This is a genomic window from Bradyrhizobium sp. TM239 (assembly GCF_036247985.1).
In the GTDB taxonomy this organism is placed as follows: Bacteria; Pseudomonadota; Alphaproteobacteria; order Rhizobiales; family Xanthobacteraceae; genus Bradyrhizobium; species Bradyrhizobium ottawaense.
On record NZ_BTIR01000001.1, the window covers coordinates 263,767 to 276,025 of the forward strand.

14 protein-coding genes are annotated in these 12,259 nt (G+C 60.0%); 3 read left to right on the forward strand and 11 right to left on the reverse strand.

What is annotated here, in order from left to right; translation table 11 throughout:
* Nucleotides 1-104 precede the first annotated feature (104 nt).
* From AABA84_RS01245 to AABA84_RS01255, 3 genes are all read left to right on the forward strand, one after another.
* The gene (locus AABA84_RS01245; RefSeq protein ID WP_338311066.1) at nucleotides 105-833 is read left to right on the forward strand and encodes a LuxR family transcriptional regulator; all 729 of its coding nucleotides are present in this window, start codon (nucleotides 105-107) and stop codon (nucleotides 831-833) included.
* A gap of 84 nt (nucleotides 834-917) precedes the next feature.
* Nucleotides 918-1,550: an acyl-homoserine-lactone synthase gene (locus AABA84_RS01250; RefSeq protein ID WP_338311479.1), complete on the forward strand. Its 633-nt coding sequence runs from the start codon at nucleotides 918-920 to the stop codon at nucleotides 1,548-1,550.
* 79 nt (nucleotides 1,551-1,629) lie between these two features.
* Nucleotides 1,630-2,589: a LysR family transcriptional regulator gene (locus AABA84_RS01255; RefSeq protein ID WP_338311067.1), complete on the forward strand. Its 960-nt coding sequence runs from the start codon at nucleotides 1,630-1,632 to the stop codon at nucleotides 2,587-2,589.
* Here the strand turns inward: AABA84_RS01255 and AABA84_RS01260 are convergent.
* The 11 genes from AABA84_RS01260 to trbB all read right to left on the reverse strand — a co-directional run bounded on the left by AABA84_RS01260 (nucleotide 2,556) and on the right by trbB (nucleotide 12,092).
* Nucleotides 2,556-2,801, reverse strand: a complete 246-nt coding sequence (locus AABA84_RS01260; protein WP_128918413.1) for a DUF2274 domain-containing protein — start codon at nucleotides 2,799-2,801, stop codon at nucleotides 2,556-2,558. The two genes, AABA84_RS01255 and AABA84_RS01260, sit on opposite strands and share 34 nt — an antisense overlap.
* Nucleotides 2,802-2,805: 4 nt before the next feature.
* Nucleotides 2,806-4,017, reverse strand: a complete 1,212-nt coding sequence (locus AABA84_RS01265; RefSeq protein WP_338311068.1) for a TrbI/VirB10 family protein — start codon at nucleotides 4,015-4,017, stop codon at nucleotides 2,806-2,808.
* Entirely contained in the window at nucleotides 4,014-5,048 is a 1,035-nt protein-coding gene (gene trbG / locus AABA84_RS01270) for a P-type conjugative transfer protein TrbG (protein WP_338311069.1), read from the reverse strand. The genes AABA84_RS01265 and trbG overlap by 4 nt, the downstream gene beginning before the upstream one ends.
* Complete coding sequence (trbF, locus tag AABA84_RS01275) at nucleotides 5,045-5,728, reverse strand: conjugal transfer protein TrbF (protein ID WP_338311070.1); 684 nt, start codon at nucleotides 5,726-5,728, stop codon at nucleotides 5,045-5,047. The genes trbG and trbF overlap by 4 nt, the downstream gene beginning before the upstream one ends.
* 93 nt (nucleotides 5,729-5,821) lie before the next feature.
* Entirely contained in the window at nucleotides 5,822-7,048 is a 1,227-nt protein-coding gene (gene trbL, locus AABA84_RS01280) for a P-type conjugative transfer protein TrbL (protein ID WP_338311071.1), read from the reverse strand.
* On the reverse strand, nucleotides 7,045-7,413 hold the full coding sequence (gene trbK-alt, locus AABA84_RS01285) for a putative entry exclusion protein TrbK-alt (protein WP_338311072.1): 369 nt from the start codon (nucleotides 7,411-7,413) through the stop codon (nucleotides 7,045-7,047). Before trbK-alt ends, trbL begins: the two co-directional genes overlap by 4 nt.
* Nucleotides 7,413-8,141: a P-type conjugative transfer protein TrbJ gene (trbJ, locus tag AABA84_RS01290; RefSeq protein ID WP_338311073.1), complete on the reverse strand. Its 729-nt coding sequence runs from the start codon at nucleotides 8,139-8,141 to the stop codon at nucleotides 7,413-7,415. The genes trbK-alt and trbJ overlap by 1 nt, the downstream gene beginning before the upstream one ends.
* On the reverse strand, nucleotides 8,138-10,579 hold the full coding sequence (trbE, locus tag AABA84_RS01295) for a conjugal transfer protein TrbE (RefSeq protein WP_338311074.1): 2,442 nt from the start codon (nucleotides 10,577-10,579) through the stop codon (nucleotides 8,138-8,140). Before trbE ends, trbJ begins: the two co-directional genes overlap by 4 nt.
* Nucleotides 10,580-10,589: 10 nt before the next feature.
* Nucleotides 10,590-10,853 carry a VirB3 family type IV secretion system protein gene (locus AABA84_RS01300; RefSeq protein ID WP_338311075.1) on the reverse strand — a complete coding sequence of 88 codons (264 nt, stop codon included), beginning with the start codon at nucleotides 10,851-10,853 and terminating at the stop codon, nucleotides 10,590-10,592.
* Nucleotides 10,853-11,176, reverse strand: coding sequence for a TrbC/VirB2 family protein (locus tag AABA84_RS01305; protein WP_338311077.1), 324 nt, complete (start codon nucleotides 11,174-11,176; stop codon nucleotides 10,853-10,855). Before AABA84_RS01305 ends, AABA84_RS01300 begins: the two co-directional genes overlap by 1 nt.
* 1 nt (nucleotide 11,177) lies before the next feature.
* A complete protein-coding gene (trbB, locus tag AABA84_RS01310) occupies nucleotides 11,178-12,092 on the reverse strand; it encodes a P-type conjugative transfer ATPase TrbB (protein ID WP_338311079.1) in 915 nt (304 codons plus the stop codon).
* Nucleotides 12,093-12,259: the final 167 nt, after the last annotated feature.

Consider the following 12,259-nt stretch of genomic DNA (forward strand, 5'->3'; position numbering starts at 1 on the left):
GAAATTTCTATTTGCCCGTCCGAACTTGCCGAGATCAAAGATGCCGCCTCATTTTTTCGGACGGACACTTTCCAAGTTCAACCCAACTCTCAACGGTCACAACAATGCACCGGATCTTTCAAACCTTCATCGATCTCCTGTCGGAGGCTGAAAATGCCGAAGGATTTCGCCAAGCTATGGATTCGACCGTGGCCGCGCTTGATCTGTCTTGTTTTGCTTATCTATCTCTGCCCAACGCGTCGCAAAAGCAGCCGCGCGTAATCTCGACATACCCGATCGATTGGACCACTTACTATCTCCGCAATCACTACGAGAGAGTAGACCCTATTGTAATTCAAGCTCTTCAAGACCCAGAGCCTTTCCGATGGGGATCCGGGTTGATGACAAACTCCTATTCATCGGCACAACGGAAGCTACTCGACCAGGCTTCCGAATTTGGCATCCGCTTCGGTTTCACGATCCCGATTCATGATGGTCGCGGTCCAATCGCAGCCCTGACTTTTGCGACCGATCTGCAAAGATTGCCGTTCGAAAAATGCATTGATTCACATGCGCGAGTGCTTCAGCTCATTGCATTGTACTTCCATGCTCACGTTCGACGTAAACTTTCGGGCGATCATTGCATTGGCGAAGTATGCTTGTCTCCCCGTGAACTCGAATGCTTGGAATGGGCTGCACAAGGGAAAAGCGCTTGGGAGATCGGGTGCATTCTTGGCATCTCGCGGAACACAGTCGCATATTACTTAGAGAATGCGAAGAAAAAGCTGGGTGTTCGCACGATCGCGCAAGCGGTGGCGCGCCTTGCCGCTGCAAATAAAAGAAAGCAGAATTAGGACGCGCTTCCCCTACAACTACAGGTAATGCTTCAGATCAATAATCTCGCTTCAAAAAAGGTGGTGAACACCTTTGGAGGGGTTATGATTCAGCTGATCACACCATCTTCGTATGGAGAGTTTTCCGAAACTCTCGTTGGGATGCACCGGTTACGGCATCGCGTTTTCAAGTTGCGCATGGCATGGGAAGTTCAGGCTTGTGGCGACTTGGAGGTCGACCACTTCGATGCGCTGCATCCCGACTACCTAATCCAGGTCGGTGAAAACGGCCAAGTGCAAGGTGCCGTTCGCCTGCTCCCGACGCTTGGCTCGACGATGCTTCGCGACACTTTTCCCGCACTTCTTGAGAGCCAACCCGCGCCCTCAAGTCCTCTCATTTGGGAAAGCAGCAGATTCGCAATCGATGTTGCTGCCGATGCTCCGAAAGGAGATCATGGTATCACTCGTGCCGCTTACGAGCTGTTTGCGGGAATGGTCGAGTTCGGGCTCTCACGACAACTCACAGACATCGTTACCGTTACGGATGTCCGAATGGAGAGAATCCTTCGGCGAGCTGGTTGGCCGCTGCGGCGTGTTGGCAATCCTTCCGCAATCGGTAACACCTTGGCTGTGGCGGGTTACCTCGAAATTTCGCGCGAGACTCTGGCCAGCCTTCGTAAGGCCGGCGGTCTTTCTACGCCGGTTCTTTGGACGCCGGTAATCTTCGCTGCTGCCTAGAACCATCGACCGAACCGAGACATACGTCCTCGCATGGAGCGGGGACGTTGCGTCTTGCGGTTTCCTGCGAGCTATGAACATGTACGAGATTGAAACTAGGAACGATCAGCCAAACGCAGCGAGAGCTATTGACCTGCGACAGCTTCGGCTGGCGGTTGCCGCTTGTGACTACGGAAGCTTTCGACGAGCCGCAGAAGCGCTTTCCATCAAACACACCGCGTTCAGCCGCGCTATCGGCCAGCTCGAGTACCTGGTGGGAACTTCACTGTTTGAGCGCTCAAGCGGGGGAATAAAGCCTACTCTGGCTGGCCGAGCGGTTCTGCGGATCGCGCGGTTGATCCTGGAACAAGTCGACATGCTCATTGACACAGGGAGGTCCGGCGGTCGCGGCGATACTGGCCATCTTGTCATCGGCTTCTTCACATCCATGTCCACCGGCAATTTGCGAGCGACGATAGGTGAGCTCAAGAAGCTGCTACCAAGGCTCCAATTGGCAACGATGGAACGCTCTCGCTTTCGTCTGATGACGGCCCTCCGTTGCGGAACTGTCGACGTTGTCGTTAGCCCTGGACGTCTGCCTTCAAAAGATACCAAATCACTACTGCTCTGGAGCGAACGCATCCTGATCTCGTTGCCTCAGGATCACTGCCTGGCGGCACGCGAGATCATCTATTGGACCGATTTGCGTAACGAAAAGATGCTTCTAAGTGAATATGATCCAGGACGAGAGCTCGAGGATCTCTTGATTTCGAAGCTGGTATTGGCCGACGATCGGCCCAAGGTAGAACGCCATGACGTAAGCCGTGGCATTATCAAGAGTCTGACGAGTATGGGCATGGGACTTAGTCTGGCTATGGAATCGGATATTGGTGCAAGCTTCGCTGGCCTTGTGTACCGGGAGTTGCAGGACGGAGCGGGACCAAGCCGGGTGGACTTCTATGCGCATTGGCGCGACGACAATGAGAATCCGGCTCTGAAGCGTTTCCTCAATCTGTTGGCAGAACGCTATCCCTCACCCTCGCCGGCTCTTGGGGAATGACCAGATCGTCTCGCTTTTGCAAATCCACGGTCCGTGGCCATAAAGCGCGCCAGCATGGGCGCGATCAGCTTTGCCGGGTCGATACGCTGCCCACTTTCGCGCGCCAAGGCCTCTGCATAGGCGACGAGATCTCGATGCACTGACGCTGGAAGCTCAGTGGCGACCTTGACCGGCTTGTCGTCGGGCAGCGCTCCTATTCTAAGCTTGGGCATGGCGTTACCCTCCGTATGGCACAAGTATGAGGTCACGATTGACGAGAACGCGAACTGGAAAACCAGGTCGCACGGTCAGAGTAGGCTGGACGTTGAGACTGCGCCGAACCACCTGTTGTCCGGTTTGATTCAGCGAGTCCGAGGCGCCGTGTCGCAATGCCTGGATGATGGTGCTGTCGTTGCTATTGGTGTCGGAACCTGCTCCTAGTTCCGTCCCGACTGCCAAGAACGTCGATAGCGCCGCAGCCTTGAACAGCTCGCCCCAGTGATTGTCGACTTGGTCCTCAAGACCGGCATACCCGGCAGTGTCGGCGCCAGGCTGCCGCTCGAGAACGATTGAACGTCCGTTCGGCATGATCACCCGGGTCCAGACGAGCAGGACTCGGGGCTGCCCGAAAGCGACCTGGCTGTCGTAGATGCCAACCAGACGCGCTCCCTGAGGCACAAGCAGGAAGCGGCCGGTCGGCGTATCGAAAACATTCTCGGTAACTTGCGCGGTAATTTGGCCTGGCAGGTCCGATCGGATCCCAGTGATCAGCGCCCCTGGAATGACCGTTCCAGCCTGCACGATGTAGGGTGAAGCGGGCTTGGTGACGCGGTCAGGGCTTACCGTGCGACGGTCCACGGAGGCGTTTACGAAGGCAAGCTTGTGGTCCTGACCGCTTTGCGCAGATCCATCGTCGCTAGTGCTCGTTGCGCTCGGCGACACGACGCGCTCGCTGCCAACAGCCGCAGCGGAGGACGGACGCACTTCTCGTCCATTGGTCGAAGCGAACAGATGGCTGATGCGGGCTGCTTCGGTCTCTTGATCCCGCCGCTGCTGGTCCGGATCAGCGCCGCTCGTCGGCAACTGCCCCTGAGCAGCTAGGATCGGTCGGCCGAGGTCCCCGGGGAGCGGCGGACCAAGCTGCGGAATCGGCTGGCGCGGAACGCCAGCGTAGTCCTTCGGCAGCGTCGTAATGCCATCGGCGACATTGTGATGGTCAGTGCTGTAAAGCTCATCGGCCGCCTGGCTTCGGGAACGATTGCCCTGCAGCGACCACAAGACCGCTCCGCCGATGACAAGCAGGGCAACCGCGCTCCCGCCGGCCAAGACCTTCCGCGACAGCCGTGTCACGCGCGGATGCTCTGCTCTCAAGCGGAATCTCCTGGACTGTTCCTCCGGTGTAGCCGGCGGAGTACCTTGCTGGTGATCGGCTTCGTTCCTGGTATTCATGACGACGGCCTCCCGTCGGTCCTGACAATCCTAACCTTCTGCTGGTGTTCACGACCAAGCCGCAGTTCGGCGGCCGCAAACAGCCGATCGACGATCAACACGTTGCCGTAGGCGCGATAGTTGACGAGTTCGGTCTTGCCGTCTGGACCAATGACGAAAAGCGGAGGCATCTCGCCTTGCACGATCCCCGCCGGGAATTCGATGTAGACCTTGCGGCCATCATCATATGCGGCGAGCGGCCGCCAGGGAGGACTGTCCCCTTCGATGGCATAGCGGGAGATGCGCTGCGCCGGATCCGGAAGAATGGGCTTCAGAGCGACCGAGCGCGATCGTTCCCGTGTAGTTTCTGGATAGTACCAGGCAACAGACGGCATGTATGGCCGTTCGCGGGAGCGGAGCTCGATCAGGTAGGTACGCCGATCGGTATTGACCACCAGGTTGGTCTCGATCGAGGCTCGGGTTGGCTTGACCAGGATATGGACCCGCCGTGTGTCGCCGCTTCCGCTTTCGGTGTCGCCGACGACCCAGCGGACGGTATCTCCGGCCGCGATCGGCCCTGATCCCGTCAACTGTTCTCCCTCCTCGAGCGCGATATCCGTGATCTGCCCCGGTGCGGCGTAAATCTGATAGAGCGCCCCGGGACTGTAGGCGTAGACTTGCGCCGCGTTGAAATACCCCCGCTTGCGCGGCTCGACCCGGGCTGCGCTGTTTGCGGTCTCAACCCGGCTCACGGGTTCAGCGTCTTCCTTCCCTCCCGACTTACCGCCGAGGGCCGGTTTCCAGAGCGGTGGGATGTGAAGCGGTCGCGATCTATCGTCGAGAGCCACCGGCGTCGACGGTAACGGAGGGACTTCCGCGTCATAGCTGATTTCCGGCGGAATGTAGGCCGCGCACCCACCGAGCGCCGAGGAACCAAGCAGGAGAGCAACCAAAAGTGCTCGCTTCGTGATCAAGAATTCAGGCCAAGTGGCACCGATCCGGCAGTGCGGGACGGGGCCCTTCGAATAAACGTCAAACAGCGTCTTGGTCACTGACCCAACTCCTTTGACCAGTTGATGGCGCGGACGTAGACGCCAAGGGGATTTTTGCGCAGACGTTCGGCATCGCGCGGCGTCTCGATCACGATTGTGAGAATCGCAGTCCATCGCTCGGTCGAACTCAGCGAGCCGTTGTCGTAAACGCGCTGAGTCCACGCGACGCGAAAGCTCTCCGAAGATGCGCGAATGACGCTCGAGACTTCCACGGAGATTTGAGCTTTGCCCAACTTGGCAAAGGGGTCGTTGTTACGCGCATAGTCATTGAGTGCCGCGGCGCCGCGATCGGTCGTAAAATCATAGGCCCGGAGCCAGTTTTGACGCAGAACGATGCCGTCCGCCGGCAGGCCCCTAACATCCTCGATAAAGCGGGACAGATGGTAGGCGATTTGCGCGTCAGAGGGCTGATAGTCGAAGTTGGCCGGCGCAACCCTCTGAGCTTGGCCGAGATGATCGACCTCGACAACCCATGGCGTAATAGACCCTTGGCTCGATTGCCAGACAAGTCCGCCGGCGAGGCCGGCGGACAGCATCAAGCAGCCGAACGCCATTAGGCGCCAGTTCTTAGCTTGCACGCGAGCGGATCCAATGCGTTCGTCCCAAACCTGAGCCGCCTTTTGATAAGGCGTAATCGGCTCGGGCATGCGCCCGTAGTGAACGGAAGGTCGTTTGAACATCGATGGCTGCCCCTGAGATCAAGTGAACGGTTTCAAGTCGTGCGATAGATGGATTTGAGGCGCTGCTATGCGGCGGAGATGCAGTGGTGCGTCTCAGCGTTCTCCTTCGGACAAATCGACGGAGGAGCCGCTGCCGCCATGATCGCCCGAGCGGACGGCGTGGCCAGCAGCCGAGGCACCATGCCGAATGGTCTGAGCGCCCTTCATGCGGCGAGCCCAATCAGGCTGCCCTTCGGCCGAGGTGCTCGTGCCCTGCTCGCCCGCTTGACTACCTCCGAACGCAGTTGCTGCTCGACGCAAGGGACTCGTCGCAGCCGAGGCGCCCGCCTCCGCTACGCCAGCAAGGCCGCCGCTTCGATACGCGGCCGATGCTCCGCTTATGACCGCGCCGCCACCGCGCGCAGCGCCTGCAATCGCACCGCCAGCAAGCCCGGCACCGCCAGCGGCAAGTCCCGCGCCAGCCGCAACAGTGCCGCCGGCAGCAAGGCCTGTTCCAATCGCCGCGCCGGCGCCGAGTTGAGGCCCGCCCGACACCAAGCCGTTTGCGATACCCGGACCGAAGATCCCGAGGCCCAGCAAGGAAAGCGCCGCGAGTACCAGCGTCATCGCGTCTTCGATGGTGGGCTGTGCACCGCCGAAACCTGCGGTGAACTGCGAGAACAGGGTCGAGCCGATGCCGACGATGACGGCCAGGACCAAGATCTTGATGCCAGAAGAGATGACGTTGCCCAGAACGCGCTCTGCCGCGAATGCGGTCTTGCCAAACAAGCCCAAGGGAACCAGCACGAAGCCGGCCAGCGTCGTGAGCTTGAACTCGATCAGGGTGACGAAGAGCTGGATCGCCAGAATGAAGAAGGCGAGCAGCACCACGACCCACGCAAACAGGAGAACGACAATCTGGACGAAATTTTCGAAGAAACTAATGTACCCCATCAGGTTTGAGATCGAATCGAGGAGCGGTCGACCGGCATCAAGCCCGACTTGGGCGATCTTTCCCGGCCGCAGGAAATCCGATGCAGATAGGCTTGCGCCCGATGCTTTCAGCCCAAGACCGGCGAAGCTCTCGAAGACGATGCGCGCGAGGCTGTTCCAGTTGCCGATCAGGTAGGCAAAGACGCCTACGAAGAGCGCTTTCTTGACGAGGCGCGCGATGATGTCCTCGTCCGTTCCCCAACTCCAGAACAACGCTGCGAGCGTAATGTCGATCGCAGCAAGGGTCGTTGCGAGGTATCCGACCTCGCCCCCCAGCAATCCGAATCCGTTGTCGATATAACGCGTGAACGTTTCCAGGAACTGGTCGATGATCCCCGTACCGGTCATGGCTTGATCGCCCCGGGGGTCGCCAGGTTCGGATATCCCTGCGGGATCCGGCTTTGATCCTCTGGAGCAAGCGCCACGCCGGCGGCGGAATCGTCGTAGCCAGGAATTGCGGCACCGTCTTTCTTGCCAAAGAAGCGGCGCCGGTTTTCGGCCCAAATCTGTCGGCAATGCTGATAATCTGCAGTTTCCACCGCTGTGACACTGCGGCAGTGTGCGAGGTCAGAGCTGGTTGAGTCTGTCGTCTGCTCCGCTTTCGGCGGCGGAGGGTTGTCTCCGCCACGAAGCTGAATCGTGCAGACAGCGACGACCAACACGCCAATTGTCGTCAGCAGCGACAACGCCTTGAATGCCCGGATGTCGGTCATCAGTGGAACATCTGCACGTTGGATGATTGATAGCCCTGCCCTGGCGTAAGAAACCGCCGGAGCTGTTCGCGGCCCTGGTCCTGGGCCGCCGCGCGTTGCGCGGCTTCAAGGCTTTGCGCCCTGCCCTGCGCCGTCACGACAGCCGTGAGGTCGGCGAGCTGCCGTGCATTCAATGCCAGAATCTGATTGCCGGCCTGTGTTGCCTGCAAGGCACCGCTAGCGCCTTGGCTTGAGCTAACGAGCGCGGAGGTCTGGACGCGGTTGGTGTCGAGGTTGCCAACGATGCCGGCCTGGACACGAAGCGCGTCTTGCGTTGCGGCATACGAATTCTGCCAACGAGATTGAGCATTGGCGATCAGCAACTGATTCGACTGGCTGCTGGTAGCTGGCGCGTAGCTCGTCGAGAAGGCATGATCGATCTGCTGGACGTCGTAGGCAATGCGCTGCGCTTGGGCCAGCAATTGCTGAGTCCGCTGGATCGAAGATTGCAGTTGCTGCAGCGACGAGTACGGCAGGTTTGCCAGGTTCTTCGCCTGGTTGATTAACATCTGCGCCTCGTTCTGCAGCGAGGTGATCTGATTGTTGATCTGCTGCAGCTCTCGTGCGGCAGTAAGGACGTTCTGAACGTAGTTGTTGGGATCGAAGACGATCAGCGCCTTTGCAGGCACCGTGACGCCCAGAATCAGCGCGACGGTGCTAGCAGCCGCAATTAGACCGAAACGCCTCATAGCGATTTCTCCAGATTGACAAGATTGGGGATCAGGTCCAGGGCCCAGGCGACGTCACGGTGCTGGAGCCAAGCCGGCACAAAGCCGTCAGGTCCATGTTCGGCAAAGAGGTGCGCGATGACAGCCTGGTCGGTCTTGGAAGAAGCTGCCGTAAAGGCGAGCGCGACTTCACCAAGCCCAAGTTCGAACATGCGGTTGCCGCGGCGCGACTGGCAGTAGTAGTCGCGCTTTGGCGTAGCGCGGCTCAGAAGCTCGATCTGGCGGTCATTGAGACCAAAGCGGCGGTAGATGGCAGTGATCTGCGGCTCGATCGCCCGCTCGTTCGGCAATAACAGACGAGTTGGGCAGCTTTCGATGATTGCCGGTGCGACAGCGGAACCATCGATGTCCGAGAGCGACTGGGTGGCGAAGATGACGGACGCATTCTTCTTCCGCAGCGTCTTCAGCCATTCCCGGAGTTGACCAGCAAAATCTTCATCGTCGAGGGCAAGCCAACCCTCGTCGACAATGAGAAGAGTGGGCCGGCCGTCGAGCCGATCTTCAATCCGATGAAAGAGGTAGGCCAGCACAGCCGGGGCCGCGCTCGTTCCGATCAGTCCTTCGGTCTCAAACGCCTGAACCGAAGCTTCGCCAAGGCGCTCGAATTCGGCATCAAGCAGGCGTCCGCAAGGACCACCCAGGCAATAGGGCTGCAGGGCCCTTTTCAAAGAATTGGATTGCAGCAAGACTGAGAAGCCCGTGAGGGTGCGCTCCTCCCTCGGCGCCGAAGCGAGCGAGGTGAGCGCCGACCACAGGTAATCCTTGACCTCCGGCGAGACCTCGACCTTTTCCCGTGCCAGGATCGCGCCAATCCATTCCGTGGCCCATCCGCGCTCTGAGGGATCATCTATCCAGGCCAGCGGCTGCAGCGCGACGGCTTGATCACTTCCATCAGACAATGCACCGCCGAGATCGTGCCAATCGCCGCCCATGGCGAGCGCGGCCGCCCGGATCGAACCACCGAAATCAAACGCAAAAACCTGAGAGTTTGGATAGCGCCTAAACTGTAGCGCCATCAGCGCAAGCAGGACTGACTTGCCAGCACCCGTCGGTCCCACCACAAGGGTATGGCCGACGTCACCGACGTGGAGGGAGAATCGGAACGGTGTTGATCCCTCGGTCTTGCCAAATAGAAGAGGCGGGGCCTTGAAATGCAGGTCCCTGGTTTCGCCCGCCCACACGGCCGACATCGGAATCATATGGGCGAGGTTCAGGGTCGAAACCGGCGGCTGCCGCACATTGGCATAGACGTGTCCCGGCAGACTACCGAGCCAGGCTTCGACGGCATTCACCGTCTCGATCATGCAGGTGAAATCGCGGCCCTGAACGACCTTCTCCACCAGCCGGAGCTTTTCATCAGCAGCGTTGGGATCGCGGTCCCATACAGTGATGGTCGCAGTGACAAAGGCCTGTCCGATCTGATCGGACCCCAGTTCCTGCAGGGCGGCGTCGGCATCGATCGCCTTGTTGTGAGCGTCGGTATCGAGCAGCGTCGACGCCTCGTTGGTCATGACCTCCTTGAGAATGGCGCCGATGGATTTTCTCTTGGCAAACCACTGCCGGCGAATCTTCGTCAGCAGCTTCGTGGCATCGGTCTTGTCGAGCATGATTGCTCGGGTCGACCAGCGATACGAGAACGCCAGGCGATTGAGGTCATCAAGAATTCCTGGAGTCGTCGCGCCCGGAAAGCCGACAATCGTCAGAACCCGGAGGTTGGCTGAACCCAACATCGGCTCGAGGCCGCCGGTCAGCGGCTGGTCGGCCAACAGCGTATCGAGATACATCGGAATTTCTGGCACCCGAACCCGATGACGCTTGGTGGAGATCGTGGAATGCAGATAGGTCAGCGTGTCCTGATCATCGAGCCAAGCGCATTCCGGCATGAACCCTTCGACGAGTTGAAGCACGCGGTTGGTTTGGTCGATAAATCCGCGGAGAACCTCGCGCGCGTCTGCTCCAACGGTGCGATCGCGACCTTCATAGAGCAATCGCTCCGCCTTAGCCGCTCCCTCCTCCGGAGGTAGAAAGAGGAAGGTCAGGAAGTAGCTTGACTCGTAATGAGCGCCCGCCTCCTCGAACTGTGCTCTGCGTTCCGCGTCGACCAGCGCGGACGCGACATCCGGAAATGTACTCGGAGGATAGGCCCCAGCGAAATGACGCTGCGCCTCAACGAATACGGCCCAGCCTGATCCGAGCCGGCGAAGTGCGTTGTTCAGACGGCCGGCGACGGCGACAAGTTCAGCGGGCACTGCGCTATCCAGGTCGGGTCCGCGGAACTTTGCAGTCCGCTGGAACGAGCCGTCCTTGTTCAGGATGATTCCCTCGTCGACGAGCGCTGCCCAAGGAAGGAAGTCGGCGAGCCGCGCGTTGGAATGGCGATATTCGGCAAGGTTCATCATGACCGAGAGCTCAGGTGTTGAGATGACCGGGGATGCGCAGATGTCGGCGCACCACATCGACAAAAGCGGGGTCGCGCTTGGCGGCCCAGACGGCGGCCATGTGGCCGATGAACCAGAGGACCAGACCCGCGATCCAGAGCCGCAGCCCCAGACCCAGGGCTGCGGCAAGCGTGCCATTGACGATCGCAACCGATCGCGGCGCGCCGCCCATCAGCATGGGCTCGGTGAGTGCGCGATGAACAGGCACAACAAAGCCTGTGACAGGTTCGTCCATCAGATCACCACGCCACCGCCGAAGGAGAAGAACGACAGGAAGAAGCTTGAGGCCGCAAACGCGATCGACAGACCGAACACGATCTGGATCAGTCTGCGGAAACCGCCGGAGGAATCCCCGAATGCGAGCGTTAGGCCGGTCACGACGATGATGATGACCGCGACGATCTTGGCGACCGGCCCCTCGACCGACTGCAAGATTTGATTGAGTGGCTGCTCCCACGGCATGTTCGAGCCAGCCGCCCATGCCGGCGCCGCTCCCAAAAGCACCGTGCCGAAGGCGGCCAACGATGCACCTCGAAGAAAGCGAAATTTCTGACGCATGTCAGTCTCCTGCTGTTGAAAGGCTGTAGTCACCGGTGGCACCCAACCCTGAGACGGCGGCGAGCTCAGCGAGGCGGCGGTCAGCGCCGCGGCCCGAAAGGACGGCAACGAGGTTGATGGTCTCGGCGATCAGGGCTCGCGGAACCGTGACGACAGCTTCCTGGATGAGCTGCTCGAGCCGGCGCAGCGCGCCGAGCGCAGTCCCAGCATGGATGGTACCGATGCCGCCGGGATGACCGGTGCCCCAGGCCTTGAGGAGGTCGAGTGCTTCGGCACCTCGGACTTCGCCGATCGGGATGCGGTCAGGACGTAGTCGGAGGGACGAGCGGACAAGATCCGACAGCGTCGCCACACCGTCCTTGGTCCGCAGCGCAACGAGATTGGGCGCCCTGCACTGCAGCTCGCGGGTGTCCTCGATCAGCACGACCCGATCGGAGGTCTTCGCCACCTCGGCCAGAAGCGCATTCGTCAAGGTTGTCTTGCCAGTCGATGTCCCACCGGCAACGAGGATGTTCTTCCGTGCTCCGACCGCGTTCTTCAGGATCCTGGCCTGCTCTGAGGTCATGATCTTCTTGGCGGCGTAGTCGTCGAGCGTAAACACGGCGACGGCGGGCTTGCGGATAGCAAAGGCCGGTGCTGCAACGACCGGAGGCAAGAGACCTTCGAAGCGCTCGCCTGTCCCAGGCAGTTCGGCCGAAACCCGTGGCGCGCCGGCGTGCACCTCGGCGCCCACATGATGCGCAACCAGGCGAACGATCCGTTCGCCATCCGCGGCCGACAGAGTTTCGCCAGTGTCGATCAGGCCGTTCGACAACCGGTCGATCCACAGCCGCCCATCGGGATTGAGCATCACCTCAATGATCGCTTCGTCTTCGAGGTAGCCCGCGATCGCGGAGCCGAGCGCGCTACGCAACATTCGCGCACCGCGCGAACTCGCCTCCGATTGAATGGAATGGATTGCCACCGTTCGCCCCCACCGAGAGGACGTCCAAAGAGCGTCCTCAGATGGGGATGATTAGAAAAGGCACCAATGGACTTGGCGCAACAAGCGCTTTCAGTGATCGTAGACCGGCGTAGAAAAAG